Below are 25135 nucleotides of genomic sequence, written 5' to 3'. Positions count from 1 at the left end.
TCTCGTGGGCGGCTCGGTGGACGCGTTTCACTTGCCGAAGACCATCAGGAGCTTCTCGTCCTTGCCCTTGGCGAGGAGGCGCGAGACGGAGATGAAGAACCGGCCGTCCACGTAGTCGATCCTCGGGGAGTGGAAGGAGCTCTCGACCGGGGCCGCGGCGCCCGACGGGTGGCGCAGCACCGGGGTGGGCGTGCCTCCGGCGGCGGGGACGGTCACGACCTCGCCGCCCTGGTCGTACTCGGCCTCGCGGTAGGCGGTCAGCTGTCCGCCCTCGGCCTTGACCGGGGTCAGGGTGCGCTTGTCCCCGGCCGGGGTGCGCCACTTGACCTTGCCGGTGCCCAGGTCGAAGGCGACGATCTCGTTGCCGGTGCCTGCGGCCGGGGACGTGGGCAGGTACAGGGTGTTGGAGTCCACCAGGCCGGAGGAGCACTGGAGGGAGCGGCTGAAGGAGAGTCCGCAGCCGGTGGCGAAGCTGCCTTCGCCGGTGACGGTGGCGCGCTGCTTCCCGTCGGGTCCCAGGACCACGATGGAGCGTTCCTTCTTGGCCTCGTTGCCGATGTCGAGGACGAGCGGGTCCACCGAGTAGACGCTGGTGACCTTGAAGTCCTTGGGGAGCCTGAAGGACCAGGTCGTCTTGCCGGTGGCCGGGTCGGCGTCCTGGACCTCGACGGTGTGGTCGGCGTCCTGGCAGGTGGCGATGCCGATCATCTTGCCGTTGCCGCCGATGTAGCTGCCGGGCTGGCAGCCCTCGGACGGGGTGGCGAAGAGCTTGTCGCCGGTGCTGACCTTGAAGGCGCTGGCGCGGGTCACGCGGTTGACGGAGACGGTGTCCCCGGTGAGGGACAGGTTGGGGCCGGCGAAGAGGTCGAACATGCCCTCCTTGGGCACCTCCTTCGACCAGCCCTCCTTGCCCGCCTTGAGGTCGATCATCCGCATCTGGTTGCAGTTCGCGGTGTCGGACTCGCCGTCCCGGTACATGAGGACGGTCTTGCCGTCGGCGGTCATCTGGTCGGTGACCGCGCAGATCTCGGCAGGGAGGGTGAGCGTCCACTTCTCCTTGCCGTCCGCGACCGCGTAGCCCGTCACGGACTTCCAGACGGTCTTGACCACGGTGTCGCCGACGACCCACTGGCCGTCGGTCTCGACGCCCGCGCCGGGTCCGTCGATCTTGCTGGTCTTGAGCCAGAGGACCTTGTCCTCGCCCTGCTTGCGGCCGGAGTTGAGGTCGCCCTCCTGGCCGCCGTCACCGCTGCCGTCCCCCTTGTCCACGGAGGGCGAGGCGGAGGGCTTCTCGTCGACGGGCGGGGAGGACTGCGCGACGGGCTGCTTCGGGTCCTCGCCGTCGCCCCGGAGGAAGCCCACGTAGCCGACGGTGCCGACGACGAGCGCGGCGGCGACCGCAGCGGCGATCCACACCACCGGCTTCTTCTTCGGCGGCGTGCCCGGAGCGCCCGGGTACATCCCCGGCGGGCCGGGGGGCGGGGGCGGGAAGCCGTAGCCGACGGGCTGGGGCTGGGGCGGCTGCTGCTGCTGGCCGTACGGGGACTGCTGGGCGTACGGGTTGTCGCCCTGAGGGGGGTAGCCGTAGCCGGGCAGCGGCGGGCCGGGCAGGTGGCCGTAACCGGAAGGTGTCGGCGGCTGGTTCGGCGGCTGGGGCGGCTCGGTCATCAGCGCACACTTTCGGCTTCAGGAGGTCATGGAGGATGACCTTTCTATCACTGACGGCTCTCGCACGCCGGGCCGGTCCGCCCCCTGTTCCCAAGGGAGGACCGGCCCGTGATGCCGTCGTTATCGGGCCAGTTGGCCCGTACGCGCCCCGGAGGTCACGCCTCTTCGGCCAGCTCCAGCCAGCGCATCTCCAACTCGTCGCGCTCCGAGAGCAGTTCCCGCAGCTCCGCGTCGAGCTTGGCCACCTTGTCGTAGTCGGTGGAGTTCTCGGCGATCTGCGCGTGCAGGTTGCTCTCGCGGTCGGAGACCTTGTTGAGCTGCCGCTCGATCTTCTGGAGCTCCTTCTTCGCGGCGCGCGCATCGCCCGAGGCGGTGGACTTCGCCGCGGGGGCGGCCGGGGCGGACGCGGGGGCGGCCGCCTCGATCATCCGCCGGCGGCGCTCCAGGTACTCATCCAGGCCGCGCGGCAGCATCCGCAGGCTCGCGTCGCCGAGGAGCGCCATCACCGTGTCGGTGGTGCGCTCGATGAAGAACCGGTCGTGGGAGATCACGATCATCGAGCCGGGCCAGCCGTCGAGGAGGTCCTCCAGCTGGGTGAGGGTCTCGATGTCGAGGTCGTTGGTGGGCTCGTCGAGGAACAGGACGTTGGGCTCGTCCATCAGCAGCCGCAGGATCTGCAGCCGGCGCCGCTCACCGCCGGAGAGGTCGCCGACGGGCGTCCACTGCTTCTCCTTGGTGAAGCCGAACTGCTCGCACAGCTGGCCCGCCGTCATCTCGCGGCCCTTGCCGAGGTCTACGCGGTCACGGACGCGCTGGACGGCCTCCAGGACCCGCAGGGACGGGTCGAGTTCGCCGACCTCCTGGGAGAGGTAGGCGAGCCGGACGGTCTTGCCCACGGTGACCTTGCCCGCCGCGGGCTGGACGTCGCCCTGGGTGCGGGCGGCCTCGGCGAGGGCGCGCAGCAGGGAGGTCTTGCCCGCGCCGTTGACGCCGACGAGGCCGATGCGGTCACCGGGGCCCAGGTGCCAGGTGAGGTGCTTGAGCAACTCCTTCGGGCCTGCGTGGACGCTGACGTCCTCGAGGTCGAAGACGGTCTTGCCGAGGCGGGCGTTGGCGAACCGCATCAGCTCGGAGGTGTCGCGGGGCGGCGGGACGTCGGCGATCAGCTCGTTGGCGGCCTCGATGCGGTAACGCGGCTTGGAGGTGCGGGCGGGGGCGCCGCGGCGCAGCCAGGCCAGCTCCTTGCGCATCAGGTTCTGCCGCTTGGACTCCTCCGTGGCGGCGATCCGCTCGCGCTCGGCGCGGGCGAAGACGTAGTCGCTGTAGCCGCCCTCGTACTCGTGCACCTCGCCGCGCTGCACGTCCCACATGCGGGTGCAGACCTGGTCGAGGAACCAGCGGTCGTGGGTGACGCAGACGAGCGCGGAGCGGCGCTCCTGGAGGTGCGCGGCCAGCCAGGAGATGCCCTCGACGTCGAGGTGGTTGGTGGGCTCGTCGAGGATCAGCAGGTCCTGGTCGGCGATGAGCAGCTTGGCGAGGGCGATGCGGCGGCGCTCGCCGCCGGAGAGCGGGCCGATGACGGTGTCCAGGCCCTGGCCGAAGCCGGGCAGGTCGAGCCCGCCGAAGAGGCCGGTGAGCACGTCGCGGATCTTCGCGTTGCCGGCCCACTCGTGGTCGGCCATGTCACGGATGATCTCGTGGCGGATGGTGGCCGCGGGGTCGAGCGAGTCGTGCTGGGTGAGGACGCCCATGCGCAGGCCGCCCAACTGGGTGACCCGGCCGGTGTCGGGGTCCTCCAGTTTGGCCAGCATGCGGATCAGGGTGGTCTTCCCGTCGCCGTTGCGGCCGACGACACCGATCCTGTCTCCCTCGGACACGCCGAGGGAGATGCCGTCGAGCAGGGTACGTGTGCCGTACACCTTGCTGACTGCCTCGACATTGACCAGATTGACGGCCATCAGACGCGCTCCAGGGAAGGGGTGTGGATCAGCCCCTCAGCCTAACCCTCCGGGACGGGGCGGACCGTTCCACCAGGAGCCAGCCCCCGACGGCCATGCCGATGGCGGCGGGCGCGGTGACCGGGAGGGCGATCAGGGTGGCGCTGTGGCCCTCCAGGAGACCCCCGAGGCCGGTCATGGACAGGCCGAGGACGCCGAGCAGGCAGAGGGTGATCCCCAGGGCGGCGCGGGCGCCGCTCCCGCGCCGGGCGGGGGCGGGCTCTGCGGCCGGGGCGGGCCGGGCCGGGGCCTCGAAGCGGCGGAACAGGGCGACGAACAGGCCGGTCAGCCCGATCGCGGCCAGCACCCGGACCGGCACCTGCGCCCACCAGGCGGCTCCGGCCGGGACCGGCAGGGCCAGGCCGAGGGCGAGCTGGACCCCGTACACCCCGAGCATGGCGGTGAGGTGCCACAGGAAGGCGGTCATGGCGATCCCGTTGGCGGCGACCACGCCACGCCAGACCCGGGGGCGGCGCAGCCAGGCGGTGGCAGGCCCGGCCGCGAGCTGCACGGCTCCGACGAGCCACATGCCGTGGCAGAGCAGGGCGAAGGTGGGCGGGGCCATGTTGGAGACGCGCTCGCCGGGCATCCCGACCATGGACAGCGGGTACGGGCCGTACGCCACCAGCAGGACGGCCCCGGCGAGACCGGCGGCGGCGAGCGCGGCGGGCCGGCGGATGCGCCCGTCGGCGCGGAGGAAGCCGAGCTGGTGGACGGCGAGCCAGACGAAGGCGAAGTTCAGGAACTCCACGTACGGCACGCCGAGCGCGAAGCGCAGTACGTCGACCAGCGCGGCCGCTGCCACGAGCCCGGCGAAGGCGGCCCAGCCGTGGCGTTCGTGGAGCCGGAGCAGCGGCGGGGTGAAGGCGGCCATCGCGAGGTAGATCCCGATGAACCACAGCGGCTGCGTGACCACCCGCAGCGCGGCCCCGGTCAGCCGCCCGTCGCCGCCGCCGGCGAGCTGGACGGCCAGCGCGAGCACGCCCCACACCAGGACGAAGACCAGGGTGGGCCGCAGCAGCCGCTGGAGGCGGGCCCGCAGGAAGGCCGCGTAGACGGGCCCGTCGGCCGTGCGGGCCAGCGACCGGTAGGACAGGGCGTGCGAGAACCCGCCGACGAAGAAGAAGACCGGCATGACCTGGAGCGCCCAGGTGAGCACCTGGAGCGGGGGCAGGAGGGCGAGCAGGTTCCCTATGCCGTCGCCGCTGACGGCGGCCATGAGCCAGTGCCCGCCGATGACCGTGCCGAGGGAGGCGACGCGCAGCAGGTCGACGTACCGGTCCCGTCCGGCGGGGGTGGCGGCGGCGATGGCGCTTGCGCTGGCTGTCATGGGGCTACGGTCGCCCCCGCCGGGTGTCTCCCGACAGGGTGCGGATACTCAACTCCGCCCTAGGTACCGGGGCCCCTGCGGGGGGGGGCTCGGCGGTGTCGGGTTCGGCTGCGCCCGGGCCCCTGGGGCTCCGCCCCAGACCCCGCGCCTCAAACGCCGGCGGGGCTGGATTTGGCCCTGGCTTCGCCTCTGGGGGGCAGGTGGCCTGGTCGGTGGGGTCGGTCCGCGGGGCCGCTCCGGGTTGTCTCCTCGGCTCGCGCACTGAGCCCGATCCGACGTCCTCGGCCCGGGTTGCGCGCTCGTCCTGCGGGGACAACCCTGCGCGTCCCCACTCCCCTCCACCACGGCTTCGCCTTCCGGAGCCCGGGCGTGGGGCGGGGTCGCGCAGGAGAGTCCCCGCAGGACGAGCGCGCAACCTGGGCCGGACTCTCGTAGCCGGGGCTCAGTGCGCGAGCCGAGGAGACGCTCCGGAGCGACCCCGACCCACACACCGTCAAGCCCCCGCCAGGGCCAAGGCCAAACCCAGCCCCGCCGGCGATTGAGGCGCGGGGCCCGGGGCAGAGCCCCGTGCAACGGCGCCGCACCCCGCCAAGCCCCCGCCAAGCCCCCCGCAGGGGACACGGTGGAGCCCCGTGCAGCCGCGCGGCGGATCAGGACGGCAGGACCGTGGCTCCGGGGGCCGGGGAGGAGGCCACGTGGGTGGCGCGGCACGCACCGGCGGCGTACAGCGCGGCGGCGACCTTCGCCGCGGATTCCTCGTCGCGGACCAGGAAGGCCGTGGTGGGGCCCGAGCCGGAGACCAGCGCGGCCAGCGCGCCGGCCCCGGTCCCCGCGGCCAGGGTGTCCGCCAGGGCCGGCCGCAGCGACAGGGCGGCGGGCTGGAGGTCGTTGGCCAGGGTGGCGGCCAGCGCGTCGGGGTCGCCGGAGGCGAGCGCGGCGAGGAGCGCCGGGGAGGCCTCGGGCTCCGGGACCGCCGTACCGGCGGTGAGGCGGTCGAACTCGCGGAACACCGCCGGGGTGGACAGTCCGCCGTCGGCCACGGCGAACACCCAGTGGAAGGTGCCCGCGTCCACCGGGGTGAGCAGCTCGCCGCGGCCCGTGCCCAGCGCGGCCCCGCCGACGAGGCTGAAGGGGACGTCGCTGCCCAGTACCGCGCAGATGTCGAGCAGTTCGGCGCGCGGGGTGTCCAGGCCCCACAGGGCGTCGCAGGCCAGCAGTGCGGCGGCGCCGTCCGCGCTGCCGCCCGCCATGCCGCCCGCGACGGGGATGTTCTTCGCGATGTGGAGGTGGACGGCGGGTTCGATGCCGGCCCGGGCCGCGAGGATCTCGGCGGCGCGCGCGGCGAGGTTGGTGCGGTCCAGGGGGACCTGGTCGGCGTCGGGGCCCGCGCAGGTGACGGTCAGGGCCTGGGCGGGGGTGGCCGTGACCTCGTCGAAGAGGGAGACCGCGAGGAAGACGTTGGCCAGGCCGTGGAAGCCGTCGGGGCGGGCCGCGCCCACCGCCAGCTGGACGTTGACCTTCGCCGGGACCCGTACGGTCACGCTCACAGTGCGGGCCTCTCCGCCGCGGGCTTGTTCTCGGCGATCGCCGCGAACTCCTCCACCGTCAGGGACTCCCCGCGGGCCTGCGGCGACACTCCCGCGGCGACCAGCGCCGCCTCGGCGCCCGCCGCCGAGCCGGCCCAGCCGGCCAGGGCGGCGCGCAGGGTCTTGCGGCGCTGCGCGAACGCCGCGTCCACGACCGCGAAGACCTCCGCCTTCGAGGCGCTGGTCTTGATCGGTTCGGTGCGGCGCACCAGTGAGACCAGACCGGAGTCGACGTTGGGCGCGGGCCAGAAGACGTTGCGGCCGATGGACCCGGCGCGCTTGACGTGGGCGTACCAGTTGGCCTTGACGGACGGGACCCCGTACACCTTGTTGCCCGGCTTGGCGGCGAGCCGGTCGGCGACCTCCGCCTGCACCATGACCAGGGTCCGCTCGATGGTCGGGAAGCGGTCGAGCATCGTCAGCAGGACGGGCACGGCCACGTTGTACGGCAGGTTCGCGACGAGCGCGGTCGGGGCCGGACCGGGCAGTTCCGTGACCAGCATCGCGTCGGAGTGGACCAGCGCGAAGCGGTCCCGGCGCGTGGGCATCCGGGCCTCGATGGTGGCGGGCAGCGCCGCGGCCAGGATGTCGTCGATCTCGACGGCGATCACCCGGTCGGCGGCCTCCAGCAGGGCGAGCGTCAGCGAGCCCAGGCCCGGCCCGACCTCGACGACCACGTCGTCGGGGCGCACCTCGGCGGTGCGCACGATCCGGCGGACCGTGTTGGCGTCGATGACGAAGTTCTGGCCCTTCTGCTTCGTCGGGCGGACACCGAGGGCTGCTGCCAGCTCGCGGATGTCGGACGCGCCGAGGAGTGCGTCGGGGGTACTGGAGGAGGCGGTTTCGGGCTGCTGCTCTGCGGTGCTCACCGGTAAAGCGTCTCAGATCGGCCCGGCGGTCCCGCGCCGGACCGCGGCTCCGCCGCGCGGTCACCCCCGGGTGAGCCTGCGGCCGCAGTGCGGCCACGGGCTCGCGCCCCGCTGTACGTAGAGCTTCTTCGCCCGGTACGTCTGCTCCGCGCCGGAGGCGTCCTGCGGGCGGCCGCTGCCGCCGAGCCCCTGCCAGGTGCGGACGTCGAACTGGTAGAGCCCGCCGTAGGTGCCGGAGGGGTCGGTGGCCGAGGGGCGCCCGCCGGACTCGCACTGGGCCAGGGCCGGCCAGTCGAGGCCGTCCGCGCCCGAGACGGAGGCCGGCAGCGGCTTCGTGCCGACCTTGACGAGCTGGGTGACGGGCTCGCGGATCGTCTCCTCGGCGACGCGGCGGGGCTGCTGCCGGACCCCGTTGACGGTGCGCAGGCTGTAGGTGACCCGGCGGGCCCCGGGCCGGCCCGCCCTTTCGACGACCTCGGTCCCGGCGAAGAGGCTGCCGTCCTCGACCCGCTCCGTCGCGTACGGGATGCGTTCCTCCCGGACCTCGCGCGTGCCGGTGATCCGGAGCACGGTGACGGTCTGGCCGTCGCGCGGGAAGGAGCCGGGGGGCACGGAGGTGGTGTCCTGGCCCTGGAGGGTGATGCCGGCCTGGCCGAGGGCCTCCCCGACGGTGGCGGCGTTGGTGCGGATGGTGCGTTCGCGGCCGTCGGCCATGAAGGTGACGCTGCGCTCGGTGCGGACGTTGAGGGTCAGGCCAGCGCGCGGGACGGACGCGGTGCGGGGGGCGGAGAGGTGGGCACCCTCGGCGCGGATGCCGAACTGGCGCAGGGCCCCGTCGACGGTGCGGGCGGTGGTCCACACCTGGCGCTGCTGCCCGTCGACGGTGAGGCGCAGCGGGCGGCCGTAGCGGACGACGATCTCCTCGCCGTCCTCGATGGGCGCGCCGGGGGCGGGGGCGACGAGGTCGTGCGGGCCGACGCCGAGGCCTTCGGCGGCGAGCAGCTCGTCCACGCCGTCGGCGAAGGTGTGCAGGGTCCTCGGTACGCCGTCCACGGTGAGCCGTACCGCCTTGTCGGCGGCGACGAAGGCGGTGGTGCCGCCGGCGAGGAAGGCGACGACGAGCGCCTGGGGGATGATGCGCCGCCAGTTCCCTGCCGGGACGGGGGCGGCGAGGAGTCCGGTGCCTGCCGTCGGGGCCCCGGCGGCGGCCCGGCGGTGGGCGCGTCCGGCGGGCGCGGTCTCCGGTTCGGGGGGCGGCTGCCCGCCGCCCCGGCGTCGGCCGGGTCCTGCGGGCGCGGGGAGGGTTGGGGAGCCCGCGTCTCCGGCCTCCGGGCCGCCCCGGCGTCTGCCGGTACCCGGCGCGGGTGGGGTGGCGGTGTCGGCCGCGCCGCCCCTGCGGCGGCCGGAGCCGGTCCCGGCGGGTGCGGCGGCGAGGTCCTCGGCGTCGGCCGCGGCACCGCGGCGGCGGCCGGGCCCGGCGGATGCGGACGGGGGGCCTTCCCCGGCGGGCGGGCCGCCGGATTCACCGGCGCTGCGGCGGCGGCCCGTGCCCGGCGCGTCGGCGGACGGCTGCGTCTCCGGGCCGAGGGCGCGGCGGCGCGATGCCCGCGGGGCCGGGACCCCCGGCTCGGTATCCCCTTCGGGGGCGGGCCAGGCCACCGGCCCTGGGTCTGGGGCGGTCCAGGCGAGCGGCCCTGGGTCGGCGGCGGGCCAGGTGAGCGGCCCGGGGTCCGGCAGCGTCGGCGGCCAGGTCGGCTGATCGGCCCCGTACGACTCCGGGACGGGACCGCCGAGGCGGTGACTGCCCTGCGTATCGCTCACGACGCTCGCTCCACTGGTCCGGCACCCCTGGTCGGGGCACGGCACCTTAGCGGAGCTGCGGTCACTCAAACAAAGCGGTGCGGCTACTCAGCGTGTCGAACGTCGGGCGCCGGGCGTCGGGCGTCGGGGGCGCCGGCGGTCTCAGTAGCCGAAGGCGCGGGCCGTGTTGGCCGCCAGGGCCGTGGCCATCGCGTCCTCGTCGAGGCCGCGGACCGCCGCCATCGCCCGTACGGTCAGCGGAATGAGGTACGGGGCGTTGGGCCGTCCGCGGTACGGGGCCGGGGTGAGGTAGGGCGCGTCCGTCTCGACGAGGACCAGCTCCAGCGGGGCCACGGCGAGGGCCTCGCGCAGCGGCGCCGCGTTCTTGAAGGTGACCGTCCCGGCGAAGGACATGTAGTACCCGGCGGCGGCGCACTCGCGGGCCATGGCAGCGTCCCCGGAGTAGCAGTGGAAGACGGTCCGCTCCGGGGCGCCCTCCTCGCGCAGCACCCGCAGGACGTCCGCGTGGGCCTCGCGGTCGTGGATGACCAGGGCCTTGCCCTGCCGCTTGGCGATCTCGATGTGGGCGCGGAAGGAACGCTCCTGCGCGGCCATCCCCTCGGGCCCGGTGCGGAAGTAGTCCAGCCCGGTCTCGCCGACCGCCTTGACGTGGTCCAGCGCGGCCAGCGCCTCGATCTCGGCCAGCGCGTCGTCCAGGGCGCCCTCGCCGCCCCCGGTCCGCGCGCCCTGCCGGGACCAGCCGTCGGGGTCCCCGTGCACGATGCGGGGGGCTTCGTTCGGGTGAAGGGCCACGGCCGCGTGGACGTTCTCGTAGGCGGCGGCGGTCTCGGCCGCCCAGCGGGAGCCCTTCACGTCGCAGCCCACCTGGACGACGGTCGTCACACCCACCGAGGCGGCCTTCGCCAGGCCCTCCTCGACGGTCCCGGACTGCATGTCCAGGTGGGTGTGCGAATCCGCCACCGCCACCCGGAGGGGTTCGGGCAGCGGCGGCGGTGCGTCCTTCGAAGCGCTCATAGGGCCGAATCCTATGACCGGCGGAAGATCCCCAGCAGCCGGGAGAGCAGGCCCCGGCGCTCCTCGTCCGCGTCGATGGCTACGGGCCCGGGGGCGTCGTGGCGCGGGGTGGCCCTGCGCGGCTTCGGGGTCCTGGGGACGTTCGCGCCCGCCGGCACCGGGCCGGCGATCCCGGGCGCGACGGGGTAGTGGTAGAGCTGGTCGAGCATGCCGAGCACCGAGGAGACCTGGCCCGCCCGCATGATGCGTACGACGTGGCCGCCGCAGTTGAGGCAGGTCAGGTTCGACAGCGGGGAGGGCACCCGCTCACCCTTGACCGTGTACATGATGAACGGCCGGCCCGCGGCGTCGACGTGGTGCTCTATCGCGTAGGCCTGCTCCCAGCCGTATCCGCACCGCATGCAGGCGAAGGAGTACGCCTCGTGCACGGTCTGCACATCAGGTGCCGGGACCGGCGCGCCGGCCGCGGAGACGGGTACCGGGGTGTCTGCGATCTCACTCATGCCAGCTCCTCTTGTTCCACTGGTGCCATTGCCAGTGGACGCCTCTTCGGGCGGGAGCGCATCAGGCCCTGTCTAGTGTTGGACGGCCTTTGGGCGACTCATGCCCAAAGCGCCCGGTGCGCGGTCTGAGCTTTGCCTTTCAGGTTAGCTCTTTACCGACTTACGGCACCTTTTGTGCCTCATTCTTTGCCGCCACCACCGCGTCGAACACCTCCCGCTTGGGTACCCCGGCCTCGGCCGCGACGGCCGCGATGGCCTCCTTGCGCCGCTCCCCCGCCTCCTCGCGCACCCGCACCCTGCGCACCAGCTCCACCGCGTCCACGTCGCCGGGCCCGGGCGCGGCGGCGCCCTCCACGACGACGGTGATCTCCCCGCGCACGCCCTCGGCCGCCCAGGCCGCCAGCTCGCCGAGGCCGCCGCGCTTGACCTCCTCGTAGGTCTTCGTCAGCTCGCGGCACACGGCGGCCCGCCGCTGCGGGCCGAACACCTCGGCCATCGCGGCCAGGGTGTCGTCGAGCCGGTGCGGGGCCTCGAAGTACACGAGCGTGCGCCGCTCGTCGGCCACCTCGCGCAGCCGGCCCAGGCGCTCGCCCGCCTTGCGCGGCAGGAACCCCTCGAAGCAGAAGCGGTCCACCGGCAGCCCGGACAGGGCGAGCGCGGTGAGCACGGCCGAGGGGCCGGGCACGGCGGTGACCTTGATGTCCTTCTCCACCGCGGCGGCGACCAGCCGGTAGCCGGGGTCGGAGACGGAGGGCATGCCCGCGTCGGTGACGAGCAGCACCCGCTTGCCCGCCTCCAGAGCCTCGACCAGTTCCGGGGTGCGCGCCGACTCGTTGCCCTCGAAGTACGACAGGACCCGGCCGGTGGTGTGCACGCCGATCCCCTGGGTCAGCCGGCGCAGCCGCCGGGTGTCCTCGGCGGCGACCACGTCGGCCCGTTCCAGCTCGGCCGCGAGCCGGGGCGGGGCGTCGGCGAGATCGCCGATGGGGGTGCCGGCGAGGACGAGCACACCCGCCGCGCCGGGGGCCGGGTGGACGGGTTCGGTACCGCGGGGCTGGTCAGTTGTCACCCGGCCATCCTCTCATTGGGGCCCGGCCGTTCCCCGGGACGCTTTCAGCAGGCTCCCCGGCATGACTGGGCTCCCACAGATCAGTTCCCTACGATGGCCCGGTGACCAGTACCGCGACGCCTCCGCCCAGCCCCGCGGGGGCCCCTCCCGCCCCGCCGGAGGGACGGGCGGAAGAGCCGCCCACCTGGCTGCGCCGCCTGCGCGGCTTCGGCTACGTGCGCTCCGCCGCGGCCGAGCCGCGCGCGGACGTCCGCACCCGCCTGGTGCCCCCGTACGCCAAGCCGTCCCACCAGCTGTGGACGGCGCTCGGCGTGCCCGCCTCGGCCGTGGACGCCTGGCAGCGGGTCCTCGCCTGGGCGGGGCCGCTGCTGGTGGCGCTGGTCGCCGGGGTGCTGCGGTTCGTGCACCTGGGCAGCCCGAAGGCGGTGATATTCGACGAGACGTACTACGCCAAGGACGCCTGGGCCACGATCCAGCAGGGCTACGAGGCGAGCTGGCCCAAGGACATCGACAAGTCGATCCTCGCCAACCCCGACGGGATCTCCCTCCCCCTGGACCCGGGCTACGTCGTGCACCCGCCCGTCGGCAAGTGGGTGATCGGCCTCGGCGAGTGGATCTTCGGCTTCACCCCGTTCGGCTGGCGGTTCATGACCGCCGTGCTCGGCACCCTCTCGGTGCTGATGCTGTGCCGGATCGGGCGCCGCCTGCTGCGCTCCACCTTCCTCGGCTGCCTGGCGGGCGCCCTGCTCGCCGTGGACGGCCTGCACCTGGTGATGAGCCGTACCGCGCTGCTCGACCTGGTGCTGATGTTCTTCGTCCTCGCCGCCTTCGGGGCGCTGCTCATCGACCGCGACCGGACCCGGGCCAGACTCGCGGCCGCGCTGCCGGTGGACGACGAGGGCCGGCTCCGGCCGGACCTGAAGATCGCCGAGACGCTACGGCTGGGCTGGCGCCCGTACCGGATCCTGGCCGGGGTCTGCCTGGGCCTGGCCGCCGGCACGAAGTGGAACGGCTTCGTGGTCCTGGCCTTCTTCGGCGTCCTCACCGTCCTCTGGGACGCCGCCGCACGCCGCACCGCGGGCGCGGGCGCCCCGTACGCGGCGATGCTGCGCCGCGACGCCGTGCCCGCCTTCGTCTCCACGGTCCCGGTGGCGGTCGTGACGTACGTGGCCTCCTGGAGCGGCTGGATCTTCAGCCCCGACAACGGCAAGGGCGGATACCTGCGCGACTGGGCGGCCAAGCACGACCAGGGCAGCTCCCTGTCGTTCCTGCCGGAGTGGCTGCGCAGCCTGTGGCACTACGAGACCGAGGTCTACAAGTTCCACGTCGGCCTGACCTCGGGGCACACCTACGACTCCAACCCGTGGAGCTGGCTGGTCCTGGGCCGTCCCGTCTCCTACTTCTACGAGTCCCCCGAGCCCGGCACCGACGGCTGCCCGGCGACGGAGGCGGGCAAGTGCGCCCGCGAGGTCCTGGCCCTGGGCACCCCGCTGCTGTGGTGGGCGGGCTGCTTCGCGCTGCTGTACGTGCTGTGGCGGTGGTTCTTCCGCCGCGACTGGCGGGCGGGCGCGATCGCGTGCGCGCTCGGCGCGGGCCTGCTGCCCTGGTTCAACTACCAGGAGCGGACCATCTTCTACTTCTACGCGGTGGTCTTCGTCCCGTACCTGTGCCTGGCGGTGGCGATGATGATCGGCGCCCTGCTGGGCCCGGCGGGCTCGACCGAACGCCGGCGGGCGCTGGGCGCGATCGGGGCGGGGGTGCTGGTCCTGCTGATCGTGTGGAACTTCATCTACTTCTGGCCGATCTACACGGGCCAGACCCTCCCGATGGACTCCTGGCGCGGCCGCATGTGGCTGGACACCTGGGTCTAGCAGGCAAAACGACGGGCCCGGCACCTCCTGGTGCCGGGCCCGTCGTGGTTGTTGGTGGTGGTCGCCGGCCGTCCTGGGCCGCCCCTCGACTGCCCACAGACGGCCCGGCATCCATCATGAGGTCAGCCCGTGGCGGTGACGTGATCCGTAGCACTGAGCGTTTTCAGCGTTGCCCCTCCAGGATGAGGACAGCTTTGGTGATGACGGTCATGTGAGGGTGAGCTCGCCGCCCGGTGGCCGTTTGAGTCCGGTGGTGACCCAGGAGCCGGCACCCGTGTAGGCACGGTCGGCGAACAGGGGCCCACCCCGGCGCGGTTCGCATCCTGTCGGGGGCGGGGGCGGGGGACGAGCGGCGAGGCCCCCACCTGTCTTGGTAGGGGGTCTCGTCCAGTAGCGGCGCGGGCGGAGTTGCTGCCCTTCGCGGGCTCAACGGCTCTTGTACATCGCGACCGTGAAGCTGACCTTCTTACCGTTGTGGTAGTCGGTGCTGTCCCACACCGAGATGTGAGACCTGTCCTGCATCCGCAGGTGCAGCACCTCATCGGCGTTGCTCCAGTTGTATCCGACGAACTGGAAGTTCGGCTCGGGACTGTCTCCCATTCTCCTGTTTCCCCAGCTGCAGATATGCGACGAGTCGTTCTTGCAGACGGACCAGGCCCTGGCGTACAGGTGGCAGTCCTCTCCCTGCCATATGTCGATACGCTTCAGCCTCGCGTCGGACGAGCGCCACGTTCCGTTGAACCGGTTGGCGGAGCACAAGGCGGCTGCTTCCTTCGTCGAGGTGACGGTGAGCACCACCGAGAGGGAGAGCGTCAGGGCGGCCGTCAAGAGCACGGCCATGATCTGGCGTAGTGGAATGCGGGCAGAAGAGACCTGTGTCATCGTGAACCTCCGATAGCGGGTCGCAGCGCGGGGCATCCCGTCGTCACACGACGCGTCGTCCCCCTACTTCGGCTGAACGCCACCCATTCGGGCCCGGATCATTTAGCCCCTTACCCCCTGCCTATTCCAGAGCAGCACTCCGCAATCCTGATCGCAAGTCGGCAGGATTTTACATTTCGCGCACGATTCAATGATGAATGCGATCCAAAGTGGATCGGTCAACTGAGGCCATGGAGCGGTTCGGAGCTAGTGCTGCCAAGGCCCGAAAATCTGCGGCGACTCGGTCAGGCCCTGGAACCCGCCCGTACTCCGGCCAGCGGCGCGTTCAAAGGAAGCCCCGGCGAGACCAGCACCCGAGGGGTCGTAGGTCGGGCCACCCCGCTACGACCCAGAGACCGCCCGGTCCGTTGAGGCCGTCTGGTCAGCTACAGCTGCGGCTGATCGCCACGCGCGTTTACCTGTCTCGACTCGCCAGCACCACAACCTTTGTCCAAGCGCCTAGTTGCCGCACCATATCGAGGGACCCTGCGGCCCTGGACGGAAAGAACGGGAGGACTAGGAGTGCTGGCACGAATGCCAACGTCACGACCATCACCGGCACCGCCGCGATCAAGACGATTACCGTCCTCTGCATCCAGCGAAGTCCGCCAGCCAGCGCCGTCCAACTTGCCGTCATACGTGTTGACTCCCTTCGGTGTTCGGATCTGGCCTTGACCCTGCAGGCCATCGGGTACGTTGCGACAGTTGGCAACTGTTGCCGACTGGATGGCATCGCGAACTGTGGGGGTCGCATGGATGAACTCGCCCGCCGACCAGGCACTTCGGGGCCGGTAGAGACCGGTGATGTAGCTGAGGTTGTCGCCCTTGGCAACGTGTTGCTGCGTCTGTTCAACACTCTCGGCGTCTCGCAGTCTGCTTATGCGTATCGAGTCCATCTGGACAAGTCGGCAGTTTCCCGCTACTTGAGCGGAAGGCGCCTCGCCCCTCAGGATTTCGTCGACCGCCTCGTTGACGAGGTGGAGACTCATTGCGGAAGCCCAATTACCGAGGAAGCTCGACTAGCAATCAGAGCTCAGTACCTATCGTCCCTCAAAGCCATAAATCCGGGTAGATTCGAGCTGAAATCGCTCCGTGAAGAACTGTCGCGCTCCAATAGAGCAGTCAAGCGCGCCACGACCGTTACCTCAACCCCGACGACGTCGCCGAAATCCTCGACGTCCCCGTAGAGACCCTCTACCAGTGGCGCAAGAAGCGGACCGGGCCGCCCGGGTTCCGCGTCGGCAAGCACACCCGCTACGACCCTGCCGACCTCTACGACTGGATCGCCGAGCAGAAGCGCAAGGACATCAGCCAAGCCGCCTAACCCAACCACTGAGGGCGGGCCCACCCGGGCCCCGCCCTCAGTGCATCTCAGAAAGGCCCCACGTGGCAGGCCACATCCAAGACCGGTGGTACAAGGCCGAACGCGGCCCCGAAGGAAAGTCGGTCCGGGTCAAGACCGACAGGTACGGCACCGGCGCGCGCTACCGCGCCCGGTACATCGGTCCCGACGGCACCGAGAAGAGCAAGTCGTTCCCGGACAAGCAGAAGCGACTCGCCGAGCTGTGGCTGAACCAAGCCCGCCACGCCTCGCGTCACGCCGTGGACCACCGCACAGGTGCTGGCGGTACGGGCCGCCCTGCCCCGGCATCTGCGGACGACTGTCGACATTGCCAGTGGTTGCGGCCTGCGACAGGGCGAGGTATTCGGGCTTTCCGACGAGGAGATCGACTACGAAGGCGAATGGCTGCGTGTGGAGCACCAGCTCAAGCGCATCCGGGGGAAATACGTTTTCGCCCCGCCGAAGGGCGCCAAGGCGCGCTCTGTTCCGCTGCCCGGGTCCGTGGCGGCGGCCCTGCGCGCGCACTCCAAGCTCCACCGCGCCGTAACGGTCACCTGCCTTGGCGGACGCCCGACGGTCCGCCGGTGACGAAGTCGCTCGTCTTCCCCAGCCTGCGCGGCAGCTTCGTCAGGGTCAGCGGTTTCAACGACCACATGTGGAAGCCCGCCCTCGCAGTCGCGGGCATCATCCCGCCAGCGAAGGAGGGTGAGCGGTACGCTTCCGCCCCTCAGCACGGCATGCACGCACTGCGGCACTTCTACGCGTCCGTCCTGCTGGACGCCGGCGAGAACATCCGAGCCCTGAGCCAATACCTCGGCCACGCCGACCCGGGCTTCACGCTGCGGACGTACACGCACCTGATGCCGAGCAGCGAGGGGCGCACCCGAAGGGCTCTTGACGATGTTTTCGGCATGGACGTGTTCTAGATCAGACGACAGGCGAGCCAATCTCCGCGCCAACCTCAGTCACACCGTTTCGCTGCGCTGTGAGGAGAAATGCGTCATAGGCTTCCACCAATTCGAGCGAGCGCGCATTCAGATCGTCCATTGCGCCCTCGTAGCGCTCGGGGTCAGAGACTTCCCACTCTCTCGGGATAGCCAGCCTAGACGGGTTATCCGGGTAATCGGACCACATGTGCTGATTTACGACTCTGGTAAACCGCATGATGCAGGCGGAAAGCTCTCGGTATACAGGCTCAATTTCTGCACTATCGAACCCGCGCGGGTCCCGAAGCCGACTCCTCTGTAGAGCGTCAAGCGGGCCCATCAGCGAGCCCTCGAAGCTCGTGCAGATGAAGCCATGCTTGAGCCACTCCACAGTCCTCCCATCAGGATGAAGTGAGGCTGTGACTGTAGAAAAGAGAGTGCGGTCATGCTGACTCGGCTCCCTTAATGTATCCCTGAGGATGCGCAGCTCTCCGGCCTTCCTCGAATTGGCTTCCAGCAGCGCGATCACCACGTAAACCAGGAGAAGGCTGAGACCTGTCGGAATAATCCAATAGTCCTTGCACCATCTCCGAAAGGTATCCGATGCCAGCAGCGCGACAACGGCCGCCGTATCGGCTACTAAACCAGTGAAAACAGCCGCCGAACCGGCAGAAACCCGCTCTGTAACCCCACCCCGCTGCATGGCGCTGAGTGTAGCTTCGACTGCCGACCCCCGAAGCAGCATTCACGCACCTGCTTGACGCGGATGGCAGGTGAGAATGCAGCCAAGCGCGTGATCACGGCCCAGAGACGGCCCAGCGGCCGCCGCAGGACCCGCGCCGACAGCTCCGCCGCTGGTCAGGTCACTACGCCCCTTGTCCCAGGAGGCTTCATCTACTTCTGGCCGATCTACACGGGCCAGACCCTCCCGATGGACTCCTGGCGCGGCCGCATGTGGCTGGACACCTGGGTCTAGAAGCGAGAACAGCAGCGAGAACGCGGATGGCCCGGCACCTCCAGGTGCCGGGCCATCCGCCATCCGGGGGCCGGAGGCGGCCACTTGACATGTTCCGGTCCGGTAACAAAGTCCTACTGGTGTGTCAGCGCAGCGTAAGGTCTGCACCACGAGTTCTTTGAACATGTTCAGAGAACTGAGGTCCGGGGGAGGGACGTTAATGAACGGGGCAGCGAAGGGCGCCGTCATCGGCGGGGTGTTTCTCGCGATGCTCGGCGGGGCCGGGTACGGGGTGTACGCGCTGGTGGGGGACGCGGGCGGCGAAGGCGGGACCAGCACCAAGGCCGGTGACGCCGCCTACCGTCCGGAGAAGGGCAGCGGCCCGGTCACCGAGAAGGAGACCGCCGAGACGGCCAAGGCCTTCCTCGCCGCATGGGCGGCGGGCGACGACCGGACGGCCGCCGACCTGACGAACAACGCTACGGCCGCCCAGACGGCCGTAGCCGACTACAAGGCCAAGGCGTACATCTCCAAGGCGGTGATCACCCCCGGGGCGGCGAAGGGCGACACCGTCCCCTTCACGGTCGCCGCGGAGATCACCTACGAGGGCACCACCAAGCCCCTCGCCTACGAGTCCCGGCTGACCGTGGTCCGCGGGGTCACCAGCGGCAAGCCGCTGGTCGACTGGCAGCCCTCGGTGATCCACCCGGAGCTCCAGAAGGACGAGAAGCTGCGCGCGGGCGCCCCGGCGAGCCCGCCCGTCAAACTGGTCGACCGCAACGACGAGGAGCTGACGGCGGAGAAGTACCCCTCGCTGCGCCCCCTCCTCGACCAGCTCCGCGAGACGTACGGCAGCAAGGCGGGCGGCAAGACCGGCGCCGAGGTCTGGATCGAGCCGGCCGTCGCGAACACGCCCAAGCGGACCCTGCTGACCCTGGTGGAGGGGGAGCCGAGCGTCCTCAAGACGTACCTGGACGCGAAGGTGCAGGCGGCGGCCGAGAAGGCGGTCGCGAGGTTCCCGGAGGCCTCCGTGGTCGCGGTCAAGCCGAGCACCGGGCACATCCTGGCCGTCGCCAACCACCGCCAGGACGGGTACAACGCGGCGATGGCCGGCACCCGGGCGCCGGGCTCCACCATGAAGATCGTGACGGCGGCGATGCTGCTGGACCGCGGCATGGTGGCGGCCGACAAGCCCGCGGACTGCCCGAAGACCGTGTCCTGGGGCGGCCGCCCCTTCCACAACCTGAAGAACTTCGACCTGCCGGCGGGCACCACCTTCGCGACCAGCTTCGCCAAGTCCTGCAACACCGCCTTCATCAAGCAGATCAAGCCCGTCGACGACGACTCCGCACTGTCGAAGGAGGCCAAGGAGGTCTTCGGCATCGGCCTGGACTGGAAGACCGGCGTGAAGTCCACCGACGGCAAGGTCCCGGCGGCGACGGGCGCGGAGGCCGCCGCCGCGTACATCGGGCAGGGCCAGATCACCATGAACCCGCTGAACGTCGCCTCCATCACCGCGACCGCCCGCACCGGGGTCTTCCGCCAGCCGCTGTTGGTCTCCCCCGAGCTCGACGGCCGCACGATCGCGACGGCTCAGCGCCGGATGAAGCCCGCGGTGCAGCAGCAGCTGGTCTCGATGATGCGGCTGACGGCCACCGAGGGCACCGGCCAGAAGGCGATGGCCTCGGTCGGCGGCGACAAGGGCGCGAAGACCGGCTCGGCGGAGGTCGGCGGCGGGGGCAGCCCGGACAGCTGGTTCACGGGCTTCAGCGGCGACATGGCCGCGGCGGCGATGGTCGAGGGCGGCGGCCACGGCGGCGACGCGGCGGGCCCGATCGTCGCGTCGGTCCTTTCCTCTTCCTGACGCCGCCCTCGCACCGTGAGGCGCCGGGAGCGCCTCACGGGCGGACCGCTGCGCCGGACTCCGCCCGGCGGACAGCGGCGTCTCAGGGGCACCGCAGAAATTTGAGGCATCGACCCACCAGGCCATTGACCGCAAAGGGCTGGGCCGACTACTCGGACTACTCCGCCTCCTCCGCCCTCTCCCCCGGATCACCGATCACCGAGGGCCGCACCGTCGATGCGCCCCGCTCCGCGGTCAGGACGTACAGGCGGGGACCGACCCGACAGGGCGGCAGTTGTTGGGCGTGTTGTCGACGATCTGGCTGTTGACGAGGTTCAGGACGCTGGGGGATGGCGCTTGCCAGATGCCGCCGCCATTGAGCGCGCTGTTGCGCCGCACCGTTGTTTTCGTCAGCGTACTGCTGCCGTAATTGGCGATACCGCCGCCCATGAGGCCTGCACGGTTGTCGGCGATGGTCGTCGAGGAGATGTCCATCGGGGCTCGGTCGTTGTAGATTCCGCCGCCCTGATCGAAGGCGCGATTGGCGCCGATGTGCGAGTTCTTGATGGTCAGAGAGGCCCCGGCGGTGAAGATGCCGCCCCCGAACGCCGTGGCCTGGTTCCCCTCCACACGGGTGCGCATGAGCAGGGTGGTGCTGCGCGGCCCGTTGTAGACGGCGCCTCCCTGCTGCGCCGCACTGTTCCGCAGGACGCTGTCGTGCACTTCGAGGGTGCTGCCTTGATTGACGAAGATGGCGCCCCCGTAGTTCGCCGTGCTGTTGGTCACGGCGCTGTGCCGGAGGATGAGCGTCGCTCCGTCGGTGGGCAGATAGGTGCCGGCGTATTCGAGATAGCCGCCGCCGGTCGCGGTGACACCGTCGACGGTCAGACGTCCATTCGGGCCGTCGATCTCCGCGATGCGAAAGCCCTCGGAGGCGTCGGGGTCCCGTCGGATGGTGGTGTTACGACCCAGCAGCGTGACCGTGCCTGTGATCCTCGGCAGGGCGTTGGCGCCGAGCCCGCCGGTCGACGCCGGAGTCTGGACGTTGTAGACACATCTGGGCGCGAGCCGGATGGTCTGCGGGCCGGTGTTGTTGTTCGCCGCGATGATCGCGCTGTTGAGCGCGGCGACATCGCACGGGATGGATACCTGGGGTTCCGCGCCTGCCGCGCTTCCGATACCGAGCACGGCGACCATCGGCACAGCCAAGGCCACGGCACTGAGCTGACGTCTGAGCATCTCTTCTCCAGATTGCAGTAAGTAATCTTTAAGTCACCTTAAGTGACAGTTGTTGGTTTGCTGCTAAGGCAGGACCGGCAGCCGGGTGATCGACGCGACAGCCATGGCTTCCGACCCGACCCAGCGGGCCTGCGCGGCCGGCACGCCGCCGGGGCCGTCCTCTACGAGGTCGCCGATCCGGGCGGCGCTCACTGGTTGCGACGCCGCCGCCGGGAGGGCGGATGTGCGCCAGGCGCAGGATGCGGCCGCCGTGCCACTCCTCCGTGGCCTCCATCAGCTCGCCGGTCTGCCCGGATGCGATGTCGCGGACCTGGCGGCCGGTCAACGGGTGGTCGACGGTGCGGCGCCCACCTCCTCGGATCGGACCGAGGACCGGGCGGCCGGTCACCCCGTCCACTCCTGCATCCGGACGGCGGCCGTCTCCGGCCAGGTCGCGGGACGCAGGTACTCCGGGGCGGCGATCCACTCACGGCCACCGCCGAGGGGGCGTACGTAGGCGTGGCCGGGAAACGCGTCGGTGAAGGTGCCGTACCGGGCAAGAACTCCCACGGCCAAGTGCTCGGGGGCTTCCATCGCGCGGACGGTGGTGCCCGGCGCCGGCTGCGAGATCCCAGGCCTGCGCCGGTTCGCCCAGCGGATCGGCGCCACGGTCTGACCGAGTACATCGGTCCACCGCGAAACGTAACGGAATCGCTCGGCTCGACGAGCTACGACAACGGGGAGCACAGGAGGGGAAACCGCTCGCTCGGCTGGCCCGCGCGGCGCTAGCGTCCCCGTATGACGACGTCCACGCACCCCTTGTTCGCCGAGGCCCTGGCCGGGCTGGGCCTCGAACTCACCGTCCGGACCTTCCCCGAGGGGACCCGTACCGCGGCCGACGCGGCAGCCGCGATCGGCTGCGAGCTGAGCCAGATCGTCAAGTCGCTGATCTTCGCCGCCGACGGGGTCCCGGTGCTGGTCCTGATGGACGGGGCCTCGCGGGTCGACGTCGAGGCGGTACGCCGGGAGCTCGGCGCCGGGAAGGTGACGCGGGCGGACGCCGCCGTGGTCCGCGAGACCACCGGCTACGCCATCGGCGGGGTCCCGCCCTTCGGGCACCGCACCCGCACCCGCGTGCTCGCCGACCGGCGGCTGCTGGACCACGACGTGGTCTGGGCGGCGGCCGGCACCCCGAACACGGTGTTCCCGATGGGGCCGTACCAGCTCATCGACTACGCGGGGGCCACACTCTCCGACGTACGGGAGGCCGGCTAGTGCTGTGGCCGGAAAGGTTTGCCGGCCACAGCACTAGGCCAGGGCCGCGCGGAGGGCCCGTACGAGGGCCTGGGCGCGGGGGTCGGCCGTGACGGACTTGGCGTGGGCGTTCGTCACGTAACCGAAGCCGATGCCCTCCTCCGGGTCCGCGAAGGCCAGCGAACCGCCGCGGCCCGGGTGGCCGAAGGAGGCCGGGGACAGCAGCGGGGACGCCGGGCCGTGCAGCATGTAGCCGGGGCCGAATCGGGTGTTCACCACCAGGACCCGGTCCGGGCCGGAGGAGAGCTCCCGCCCGGCGAGGGCGGTGGTGGCCTGGGTGAAGATCCGGGCGCCGTCCTCCACCACCCCGATGGTGGCCGCGTAGAAGCGGGCGAGGGCGCGGGCGGTGCCGATGCCCGCCGAGGCCGGCAGTTCGGCGGCCCGGTAGGCGGGGTCGTTCTCGTCCGGCAGCGGATCGATGGCGGCGAAGGCGCGGCGGGTGAGGGAGTCCGGGTCGGCGTAGGCCTCGGAAACGTTTCTCCTCGGCCGGGTCCTGAGCATGCCCGCGCTCTCGGGCGGGTCCACGGGGGCCACCCGTCCCACCCGGTGCACCTCGTTCTCCGGCAGGCCGATCCAGAAGTCCAGGCCCAGCGGCTCCGCGATCTCCTCGGCGAGGATCCCGCCGACCGTGCGGCCCGTCGCCCGCAGCACCAGCTCGGACAGCAGCCAGCTGTAGGTCTGCGCGTGGTAGCCGTGGTCGGTGCCGGGCTGCCAGAACGGCTGCTGCGCGGCGACCGCGCGCGGGCCGCTGACCCCGTCGACGGCCTCGGCCACGGTCAGTCCCCGGTCCAGCGCCGGAACGCCCGCGCGGTGCGCGAGCAGGTCGCGGACCAGGGTCCGGTCCTTGCCGCCCGTCTTGAACTCCGGCCAGTACGAGCCCACCGGCGCGTCCAGGTCGAGCAGTCCGCGCTGGTGCAGCAGCAGGGGGACGGCCGCGGCCACGCCCTTGGTCGCGGAGCGCACGATCTGGGCGGTGTCCTCGGTCCAGGGGGGCCGGGGCTCGGTGCCCTGCGCGTCCTTGGTTCCGCCCCACAAGTCCACGACCTTGCGGCCGTCCCGGTACACGGCGACCGCCGCGCCCCGGTCCCCGAGCACCTCGAAGTTGCGTACGAACGCGTCCCTGACGGGCTCGAAGCCCTCCGCCACCATCCCGTGGACATCCACGCCTGACTCCCAGCACCCTGCCGCGACGCCCCGACGGCGCCCACGACAGAATGCAACGCCCGCCGGACGGCCCTGCTTCCCGGGTCCCCTGAAGCAGCCCACCGAGCCCGGCCACGACCGGCGGACGGAGTCCGGCGCAGCGGCCCCGAAGCCCTGGAGGCGCGCCGGCGCCGATCAGTGCGAGGGGCGCGTCAAAAGGGGAATGCGGGGGTCGAAGCCGAAGGGGAGCTCCAGGCGGTGGGCCCGCATCAGCTCCTCGTCGCACAGGAGCGCCTGCGTGCGTCCGTCCGCCGCGATGACCCCCTGGCTGAGGACCACGGCCCGCGGGCAGAGCTCCAGCGCGTACGGGAGGTCGTGCGTGACCATCAGGACGGTCACGTCCAGGGAGCGCAGGATGTCCGCGAGCTCGCGGCGCGAGGCCGGGTCCAGATTGGACGAGGGCTCGTCGAGGACGAGGATCTCGGGCCGCATGGCCAGGACGGTGGCCACCGCGACCCGGCGGCGCTGGCCGAAGGACAGGTGGTGCGGCGGCCGGTCGGCGAAGTCCGCCATGCCGACCTGCTCCAGGGCGTCCCGGACCCGCTCCTCCAGCTCGGCGCCGCGCATTCCGGCCGCCGCCGGGCCGAAGGCGACGTCCTCCCGCACGGTCGGCATGAACAGCTGGTCGTCGGGGTCCTGGAAGACGATCCCGACCCGGCGCCTGATCTCGGCGAGGTTCCGCTTCGCCACCGGCAGCCCGGCCACGGTCACGGAGCCGACCCCACCGGTCAGGATGCCGTTGAGGTGCAGCACCAGGGTGGTCTTCCCGGCGCCGTTGGGGCCGAGCAGGGCGACCCGCTCGCCGTGCCCGACGGTCAGGTCGACGCCGAAGAGGGCCTGGTGGCCGTCGGGGTAGGCGTAGGCGAGGCCGGAGACCTCCAGGGAGGGGGCCGGCGCCGCGGGCGGGGTGGCGGAAGGCGTGGTCACAGGGTCCATCCGATCAGACAGACGGCGAGCGCCGTCACCGGGAGCACGGCCGCGTAGGCCCACTGGCCGCGCGTGGCCGCTACGTCGTCGATCACCGGCATCGAGCCGGCGTAGCCGCGGCTGACCATCGCGAGGTAGACGCGCTCGCCCCGCTCGTAGGAGCGGATGAACAGCGCGCCTGCCGTCTTGGCCAGCACCCCCCAGTGCCGGATGCCGCGGGCTTCGAACCCGCGCGAGCGGCGGGCGATGGACATCCGGCGCAGCTCATCGGTGATCACGTCCCCGTAGCGGATCATGAAGGTGGCGATCTGTACGAGCAGCGGCGGCAGTTTCAGCCGCTGGAGCCCCAGCAGCAGTGCCCGCAGTTCGGTGGTGGAGGCGAGCAGGACGGACGCGGCCACGCCGAGGGTGCCCTTGGCCAGCACGTTCCAGGCGCCCCACAGACCCGAGACGCTGAGAGGGACCCCGAGTACATCCACCCGCTCGCCCTCGGCCACGAAGGGCATCAGGACGGCGAAGGCCACGAACGGGACCTCGATCAGCAGCCGCTTCAGCAGGAAGCCGGCCGGGATCCGGGCCACGGCCGCGACCCCGCCGATGAGGAGGGCGTACAGGCCGAAGGCCCACACCGCCTCGCGCGGTGTGGACACGACGACCACCACGAACGCGAAGGTCGCGGCGAGCTTGCAGTGCGGCGGCAGTGCGTGGACCGGTGAGTTACCGGGCCGGTAGAGACGGTGGGCGTGGCCCGCGCCCAT

At 71.6% G+C, this 25135-nt stretch carries 20 protein-coding genes and 3 pseudogenes; 6 read left to right on the top strand and 17 right to left on the bottom strand.

Features of this window, described 5'->3' with window-relative positions:
* Positions 1 to 27 precede the first annotated feature (27 nt).
* The 9 genes from OG447_RS10710 to rsmI all read right to left on the bottom strand — a co-directional run bounded on the left by OG447_RS10710 (position 28) and on the right by rsmI (position 11797).
* Complete coding sequence (locus OG447_RS10710; RefSeq protein ID WP_266936249.1) at positions 28 to 1668, bottom strand: PQQ-binding-like beta-propeller repeat protein; 1641 nt, start codon at positions 1666 to 1668, stop codon at positions 28 to 30.
* 155 nt (positions 1669 to 1823) lie between these two features.
* On the bottom strand, positions 1824 to 3626 hold the full coding sequence (locus OG447_RS10705; protein WP_266936248.1) for an ABC-F family ATP-binding cassette domain-containing protein: 1803 nt from the start codon (positions 3624 to 3626) through the stop codon (positions 1824 to 1826).
* A gap of 28 nt (positions 3627 to 3654) precedes the next feature.
* Entirely contained in the window at positions 3655 to 4995 is a 1341-nt protein-coding gene (locus OG447_RS10700; protein ID WP_266936247.1) for an acyltransferase family protein, read from the bottom strand.
* Positions 4996 to 5645: 650 nt separating this feature from the next.
* Positions 5646 to 6536, bottom strand: coding sequence for a 4-(cytidine 5'-diphospho)-2-C-methyl-D-erythritol kinase (locus OG447_RS10695; RefSeq protein ID WP_266936246.1), 891 nt, complete (start codon positions 6534 to 6536; stop codon positions 5646 to 5648).
* Between the two features lie 2 nt (positions 6537 to 6538).
* On the bottom strand, positions 6539 to 7450 hold the full coding sequence (rsmA, locus tag OG447_RS10690) for a 16S rRNA (adenine(1518)-N(6)/adenine(1519)-N(6))-dimethyltransferase RsmA (RefSeq protein WP_266936245.1): 912 nt from the start codon (positions 7448 to 7450) through the stop codon (positions 6539 to 6541).
* A gap of 60 nt (positions 7451 to 7510) precedes the next feature.
* On the bottom strand, positions 7511 to 9271 hold the full coding sequence (locus OG447_RS32265) for a ubiquitin-like domain-containing protein (RefSeq protein WP_323181750.1): 1761 nt from the start codon (positions 9269 to 9271) through the stop codon (positions 7511 to 7513).
* 141 nt (positions 9272 to 9412) lie between these two features.
* A complete protein-coding gene (locus OG447_RS10680; protein ID WP_266936244.1) occupies positions 9413 to 10285 on the bottom strand; it encodes a TatD family hydrolase in 873 nt (290 codons plus the stop codon).
* Between the two features lie 11 nt (positions 10286 to 10296).
* Complete coding sequence (locus OG447_RS10675) at positions 10297 to 10788, bottom strand: hypothetical protein (protein ID WP_266936243.1); 492 nt, start codon at positions 10786 to 10788, stop codon at positions 10297 to 10299.
* A gap of 160 nt (positions 10789 to 10948) precedes the next feature.
* Entirely contained in the window at positions 10949 to 11797 is an 849-nt protein-coding gene (gene rsmI, locus OG447_RS10670; protein WP_266938825.1) for a 16S rRNA (cytidine(1402)-2'-O)-methyltransferase, read from the bottom strand.
* Between the two features lie 161 nt (positions 11798 to 11958).
* Between rsmI and OG447_RS10665 the strand changes: the two genes are divergently transcribed.
* Positions 11959 to 13728 carry a dolichyl-phosphate-mannose--protein mannosyltransferase gene (locus OG447_RS10665; RefSeq protein WP_266936242.1) on the top strand — a complete coding sequence of 590 codons (1770 nt, stop codon included), beginning with the start codon at positions 11959 to 11961 and terminating at the stop codon, positions 13726 to 13728.
* 210 nt (positions 13729 to 13938) lie between these two features.
* On the opposite strand, the pseudogene OG447_RS10660 reads toward OG447_RS10665, so the two are convergent.
* A pseudogene (locus tag OG447_RS10660) lies at positions 13939 to 14049 on the bottom strand (IS5/IS1182 family transposase); the annotation flags it as partial.
* A gap of 105 nt (positions 14050 to 14154) precedes the next feature.
* Positions 14155 to 14610, bottom strand: coding sequence for a hypothetical protein (locus OG447_RS10655; RefSeq protein WP_266936241.1), 456 nt, complete (start codon positions 14608 to 14610; stop codon positions 14155 to 14157).
* A gap of 1174 nt (positions 14611 to 15784) precedes the next feature.
* Between OG447_RS10655 and OG447_RS10650 the strand changes: the two are divergent.
* A pseudogene (locus OG447_RS10650) lies at positions 15785 to 15973 on the top strand (helix-turn-helix transcriptional regulator); the annotation flags it as partial.
* Positions 15974 to 16035: 62 nt separating this feature from the next.
* A pseudogene (locus tag OG447_RS10645) lies at positions 16036 to 16917 on the top strand (tyrosine-type recombinase/integrase).
* A gap of 1 nt (position 16918) precedes the next feature.
* Here the strand turns inward: OG447_RS10645 and OG447_RS10640 are convergent.
* Entirely contained in the window at positions 16919 to 17620 is a 702-nt protein-coding gene (locus tag OG447_RS10640; RefSeq protein ID WP_266936240.1) for a hypothetical protein, read from the bottom strand.
* A gap of 90 nt (positions 17621 to 17710) precedes the next feature.
* On the opposite strand from OG447_RS10640, the gene OG447_RS10635 reads away from it, so the two are divergent.
* Both OG447_RS10635 and OG447_RS10630 read left to right on the top strand, forming a co-directional pair.
* On the top strand, positions 17711 to 17893 hold the full coding sequence (locus OG447_RS10635) for a hypothetical protein (protein WP_266938982.1): 183 nt from the start codon (positions 17711 to 17713) through the stop codon (positions 17891 to 17893).
* 199 nt (positions 17894 to 18092) lie between these two features.
* Entirely contained in the window at positions 18093 to 19736 is a 1644-nt protein-coding gene (locus tag OG447_RS10630) for a penicillin-binding transpeptidase domain-containing protein (RefSeq protein WP_266936239.1), read from the top strand.
* A 234-nt stretch (positions 19737 to 19970) separates the two neighbouring features.
* Here OG447_RS10630 and OG447_RS10625 read toward each other — a convergent pair whose 3' ends face one another.
* Positions 19971 to 20954, bottom strand: coding sequence for a hypothetical protein (locus tag OG447_RS10625; protein ID WP_266936238.1), 984 nt, complete (start codon positions 20952 to 20954; stop codon positions 19971 to 19973).
* A gap of 384 nt (positions 20955 to 21338) precedes the next feature.
* A complete protein-coding gene (locus OG447_RS10620; RefSeq protein ID WP_266936237.1) occupies positions 21339 to 21527 on the bottom strand; it encodes a hypothetical protein in 189 nt (62 codons plus the stop codon).
* A gap of 204 nt (positions 21528 to 21731) precedes the next feature.
* Between OG447_RS10620 and OG447_RS10615 the strand changes: the two genes are divergently transcribed.
* Complete coding sequence (locus OG447_RS10615; protein ID WP_266936236.1) at positions 21732 to 22208, top strand: YbaK/EbsC family protein; 477 nt, start codon at positions 21732 to 21734, stop codon at positions 22206 to 22208.
* Between the two features lie 33 nt (positions 22209 to 22241).
* Here the strand turns inward: OG447_RS10615 and OG447_RS10610 are convergent, their stop codons facing one another.
* The 3 genes from OG447_RS10610 to cbiQ form a co-directional block, all read right to left on the bottom strand.
* A complete protein-coding gene (locus OG447_RS10610; protein WP_266936235.1) occupies positions 22242 to 23411 on the bottom strand; it encodes a serine hydrolase domain-containing protein in 1170 nt (389 codons plus the stop codon).
* Between the two features lie 174 nt (positions 23412 to 23585).
* Complete coding sequence (locus tag OG447_RS10605; protein ID WP_266936234.1) at positions 23586 to 24386, bottom strand: energy-coupling factor ABC transporter ATP-binding protein; 801 nt, start codon at positions 24384 to 24386, stop codon at positions 23586 to 23588.
* A complete protein-coding gene (cbiQ, locus tag OG447_RS10600; protein ID WP_266936233.1) occupies positions 24374 to 25135 on the bottom strand; it encodes a cobalt ECF transporter T component CbiQ in 762 nt (253 codons plus the stop codon). The genes OG447_RS10605 and cbiQ overlap by 13 nt, the downstream gene beginning before the upstream one ends.

This window comes from Streptomyces sp. NBC_01408, from assembly GCF_026340255.1.
Classification (GTDB): domain Bacteria; phylum Actinomycetota; class Actinomycetes; order Streptomycetales; family Streptomycetaceae; genus Streptomyces.
This window is presented reverse-complemented; position numbering and strand designations above follow the sequence as displayed.

Bases quoted from the DNA above. Each gene is read 5' to 3' on its own strand.
- OG447_RS10710 (WP_266936249.1), bottom strand. From the start codon at position 1,668: ATGACCGAGCCGCCCCAGCCGCCGAACCAGCCGCCGACACCTTCCGGT.
- OG447_RS10705 (WP_266936248.1), bottom strand. From the start codon at position 3,626: ATGGCCGTCAATCTGGTCAATGTCGAGGCAGTCAGCAAGGTGTACGGC.
- OG447_RS10700 (WP_266936247.1), bottom strand. From the start codon at position 4,995: ATGACAGCCAGCGCAAGCGCCATCGCCGCCGCCACCCCCGCCGGACGG.
- OG447_RS10680 (WP_266936244.1), bottom strand. From the start codon at position 10,285: ATGAGCGCTTCGAAGGACGCACCGCCGCCGCTGCCCGAACCCCTCCGG.
- OG447_RS10675 (WP_266936243.1), bottom strand. From the start codon at position 10,788: ATGAGTGAGATCGCAGACACCCCGGTACCCGTCTCCGCGGCCGGCGCG.
- OG447_RS10655 (WP_266936241.1), bottom strand. From the start codon at position 14,610: ATGACACAGGTCTCTTCTGCCCGCATTCCACTACGCCAGATCATGGCC.
- OG447_RS10640 (WP_266936240.1), bottom strand. From the start codon at position 17,620: ATGCAGCGGGGTGGGGTTACAGAGCGGGTTTCTGCCGGTTCGGCGGCT.
- OG447_RS10630 (WP_266936239.1), top strand. From the start codon at position 18,093: ATGAACGGGGCAGCGAAGGGCGCCGTCATCGGCGGGGTGTTTCTCGCG.
- OG447_RS10625 (WP_266936238.1), bottom strand. From the start codon at position 20,954: ATGCTCAGACGTCAGCTCAGTGCCGTGGCCTTGGCTGTGCCGATGGTC.
- OG447_RS10620 (WP_266936237.1), bottom strand. From the start codon at position 21,527: ATGGAAGCCCCCGAGCACTTGGCCGTGGGAGTTCTTGCCCGGTACGGC.
- OG447_RS10615 (WP_266936236.1), top strand. From the start codon at position 21,732: ATGACGACGTCCACGCACCCCTTGTTCGCCGAGGCCCTGGCCGGGCTG.
- OG447_RS10605 (WP_266936234.1), bottom strand. From the start codon at position 24,386: ATGGACCCTGTGACCACGCCTTCCGCCACCCCGCCCGCGGCGCCGGCC.
- cbiQ (WP_266936233.1), bottom strand. From the start codon at position 25,135: ATGGGCGCGGGCCACGCCCACCGTCTCTACCGGCCCGGTAACTCACCG.